This window comes from Pseudomonas defluvii (genome assembly GCF_001695625.1).
In the GTDB taxonomy this organism is placed as follows: domain Bacteria; phylum Pseudomonadota; class Gammaproteobacteria; order Pseudomonadales; family Pseudomonadaceae; genus Aquipseudomonas; species Aquipseudomonas defluvii.
The window spans coordinates 1-3,266 of the sequence record NZ_MBPN01000216.1; the positions used below are offsets into that span (position 1 = coordinate 1).

5 protein-coding genes and 1 tRNA gene are annotated in these 3,266 nt (G+C 60.9%); 4 read left to right on the forward strand and 2 right to left on the reverse strand.

Annotation, left to right across the window (positions count from 1 at the left end):
• A tRNA-Glu gene (locus EKA13_RS26480) sits at positions 1–76 on the reverse strand.
• 705 nt (positions 77–781) lie between these two features.
• Positions 782–937 carry a hypothetical protein gene (locus tag EKA13_RS27950; protein WP_019726331.1) on the reverse strand — a complete coding sequence of 52 codons (156 nt, stop codon included), beginning with the start codon at positions 935–937 and terminating at the stop codon, positions 782–784.
• A 29-nt stretch (positions 938–966) separates the two neighbouring features.
• Here EKA13_RS27950 and EKA13_RS26485 point away from each other — a divergent pair, with 29 nt between their 5' ends.
• The 4 genes from EKA13_RS26485 (at position 967) to EKA13_RS26500 (ending at position 3,200) form a co-directional block, all read left to right on the forward strand.
• Complete coding sequence (locus EKA13_RS26485; RefSeq protein WP_019726332.1) at positions 967–1,719, forward strand: hypothetical protein; 753 nt, start codon at positions 967–969, stop codon at positions 1,717–1,719.
• 118 nt (positions 1,720–1,837) lie between these two features.
• Positions 1,838–2,050, forward strand: coding sequence for an AlpA family transcriptional regulator (locus EKA13_RS26490; RefSeq protein WP_009459729.1), 213 nt, complete (start codon positions 1,838–1,840; stop codon positions 2,048–2,050).
• A 42-nt stretch (positions 2,051–2,092) separates the two neighbouring features.
• Positions 2,093–2,968, forward strand: a complete 876-nt coding sequence (locus EKA13_RS26495) for a ParA family protein (RefSeq protein ID WP_065761974.1) — start codon at positions 2,093–2,095, stop codon at positions 2,966–2,968.
• Entirely contained in the window at positions 2,952–3,200 is a 249-nt protein-coding gene (locus tag EKA13_RS26500) for a hypothetical protein (protein ID WP_019726333.1), read from the forward strand. Before EKA13_RS26495 ends, EKA13_RS26500 begins: the two co-directional genes overlap by 17 nt.
• Positions 3,201–3,266: the final 66 nt, after the last annotated feature.

Below are 3,266 nucleotides of genomic sequence, written 5' to 3' on the forward strand. Positions count from 1 at the left end.
TGGCGTCCCCTAGGGGACTCGAACCCCTGTTACCGCCGTGAAAGGGCGGTGTCCTAGGCCACTAGACGAAGGGGACGCTGCCCAAAACATGCAACGCATGTTTCAGTGACCAGATCAGAATCTTAGACCCTAACCTGGATTTTCTTACCAGCCCTGCCCTTGAGCAAGACCGTTAAAACTGGAGCGGGAAACGAGACGTGTACTAGGACAGTAAGTCGTTGTTTCCCAAACACTTTCTTCGTTGGACTGGCCAGCGAAGACCTCAATTGTAGCCTTGTTTTTCGTCCTCGGCAACAAATTCGTCCAAAGAGTTCCACAGACGTCCAAAGAGCTGCACTCAGTACACCAGACCCACGATCGGTACATCGTCGTAGGCGACTGCCTCGAACTCATCATCCACGCCCGGTTGTCTGCCCCGCATCCATCATCGTGAAGACGATCAGGCAGATGGTTCTGGTGATGGCACAGGTCGGATGCTGGGAACGCCTGCACCACAACTCACAAGGACCTTCTGCTCAAGCTCCTTTGAAAGAACGCGCACGCTGGCCACCGCGTTTCCGCACACGATTCTTTGTCGATATATCAGGATGACGGGGCAAGCATGACAGACGCGGGTTTGCTGCGTCCGGCTGGACATTCGACGACGATTGCGGCCCCTTAACGCCTCCTGAGACCGCTGGCATATCAGGTCATACCTAGACGGTTTTGCAGAAACCGTAACTTCTCACGACCCTGATAGCGTGAGCGTCACTGTCGAGCCTACGTCCCGATGCTCGACCTTCTAATCGATGAATTTTTGCACATCGAGCACACGACGACTACCAGTTGCGCGAACTGGTGAGCAGTATTCAAACCACATGACGAAGCGGCCTTCGGTGCCCACTTCCTGCACAGACGACAGGCCGACCATGAGGTCGGTGACAAAGGAGTCGGTCATGTAGTTCTTCTCCTGGAAGGAGACGGAGCATGCACGAGAACAAGAATGATGCACCAACATCAAAGGTGTTCTATCGCCCGATCGAAGCGTCCATCCGCTGGGCCGGGCTGCTGCGATACGAGCAGGTGATCCTGGCTTCGATTTCGTCGCCAAGGCGCCTGCCGCAGTCGTTGGACTGCCCACGTTGCGCCGAGCTGAGACTTTGCACCGAACGTATCTTCGACGGCATCCTCAATGGAGAACTGCCCTTCGGGCAGAACGGCATCACGACGCGCGATTCCACGCTGATCGACTCCCCTGATCTGACGGTGCGCCACGTCGATCTGAAGCGCTGGATGCGCCAACACTATCCCGAGCAACGACCGGGCTTCCTCTTCTCCCGAAGCGAGCGCATCACCCATCCCTTCATCTCGCTGGAAACTGGGCAGGCGATGCTAGTCGAGCGCCTGGCCCTGAAATCCACCTTGGACCAGTACAAACGCCAACTGCATGAGTTGCAGGAAAAGCACGGGGCGCTTCTCAAGCAGATGGCGCCCTCTGCTGGCGCACAGTGCCTGATCAGTGATCGCGCCGAAGCCACCTACCTGAACATTATCGGCAGCATGCTGGACCTGATGCTCGGCCAGTCGCCTTCGGGCGTGCCGTACTCCAGCTTCAAGACGCAGGAGGCGGTGGTCAGTGCATTGGTCGCCCATCACAGCGGCGCCATGGGGATCGCGGAGCGGACGCTAAACGGCAAGTTCGCCACGGCCAGACGCCGGCTGCGTAGCGCGACAGTCTGAGGTTTTCCATCTTGTATGTGCAATCGCGGAGATTGCATTTGCAATGTCTTTTCCCATCCATGTCTATTGAATGGAGGTCACGCCAACAAACGCCACTGAGCGTTCAGGAGTGACCGCCATGTCGCAAACACCTGCACTGCCCGCAAGCGAGCGCCGCATCCTGCGGCTTGATGAAGTCGAAACCAAGTCCGGTTTCAAACGCGCCCACATCTACAACCTGATGCGCAAAGGCTTGTTCCCGAAGGCGCTGCGCCTGGGCGTGCGCGCGGTCGGCTGGGACTCCATCGAGATCGATCAGTGGATCGCCGAGCGCGTCAACAACCGGGCCTGACCCGTTCTCCAGCGGACTTCCCATCCTCACACGGAGAACGCCATGCAGGTCGTATCCATCATTTCAACAAAAGGTGGCGTCGGCAAGACCACCACGGCCGCGAACCTCGGCGGGCTTGCCGCCGACGCGGGGCTGCGTGTGCTACTGCTCGACCTCGACGTGCAGCCCACCTTGTCCTCGTACTACGAGCTAGGTCACCGCGCACCTGGTGGCATCTACGAGTTGCTGGCCTTCAACGAGCGCGACCTCGGGCTGCTTGTGTCCCGCACGATCGTCGCGGGCCTGGACTTGGTGCTCTCCAACGACCACCGAGGCGAGCTGAACACCTTGCTGCTGCACGCGACGGATGGCCGCCTGCGGTTGCGCCATCTCTTGCCGGTCCTGGCGCCTCTCTATGACCTGGTACTGATCGACACCCAAGGCGCGCGATCGGTGCTGCTGGAGATGGCGGTACTCGCCTCCAACCTCGCGCTGTCGCCCGTGACCCCGGAAATCCTCGCGGCGCGCGAGCTGCGGCGCGGCACCATGCAGTTGCTCGAAGACATTGCGCCCTACCGGCACCTGGGCATCGAGCCTCCACCTCTGCATCTGCTCATCAATCGCGTCCACCCTGTGTCAGCCAATGCACGGCTGATCCAGCAGGCCCTGCGCGATCTTTTCCAGGACCATGCCGGCATCCGCGTGCTGGCCACCGACGTGCCGGCCATCGAGGCGTATCCGCGTGCAGCTACGCGCGGATTGCCAGTGCATCGGGTCGAATACCGCCAGCCGCCGGGCAGAGTCGCCCCCGCCGCGCTCGACACCATGCGCGGCCTCGCAGACGAACTATTTCCGCAATGGCGGCACCGATTTGCCATGGTGTCCGGCCGTCCGCCACACCCTCTTGATGCCGGGAGGTTCCATGGCGAACGCACATGAGCTTGCCCGAGGCCACAAGCGGCTTCGCGCCCTGATCGAGTTCGCGGTTGGCGAAGGTTGGCACGTCAAACGCACGCCTGGCGGCCACCTCAAGTTCACCAAGCCTGGCTGCGCCGCGATCTACACCAGCTCGACGGCCAGTGACCACCGGGCGACCCTGAATGCCCGTGCGCAAATCCGCCGCGCCGAGCGCGAGGCCCGATACCAAGCGCAGGGAGGCGGCCATGGCTGAGATCACCTCCCAGCAGATGGCTGGCAAGCTGCTCGCGGCCGGGTTCGAGCGCAGCGGCCCGTCAGC

What these genes read in the sequence shown, in the direction of transcription:
- EKA13_RS26500 (WP_019726333.1), top strand. Translation starts at nt 2,952, where the DNA reads ATGGCGAACGCACATGAGCTTGCCCGAGGCCACAAGCGGCTTCGCGCC.
- EKA13_RS26495 (WP_065761974.1), top strand. Translation starts at nt 2,093, where the DNA reads ATGCAGGTCGTATCCATCATTTCAACAAAAGGTGGCGTCGGCAAGACC.
- EKA13_RS26490 (WP_009459729.1), top strand. Translation starts at nt 1,838, where the DNA reads ATGTCGCAAACACCTGCACTGCCCGCAAGCGAGCGCCGCATCCTGCGG.
- EKA13_RS27950 (WP_019726331.1), bottom strand. Translation starts at nt 937, where the DNA reads ATGACCGACTCCTTTGTCACCGACCTCATGGTCGGCCTGTCGTCTGTG.
- EKA13_RS26485 (WP_019726332.1), top strand. Translation starts at nt 967, where the DNA reads ATGCACGAGAACAAGAATGATGCACCAACATCAAAGGTGTTCTATCGC.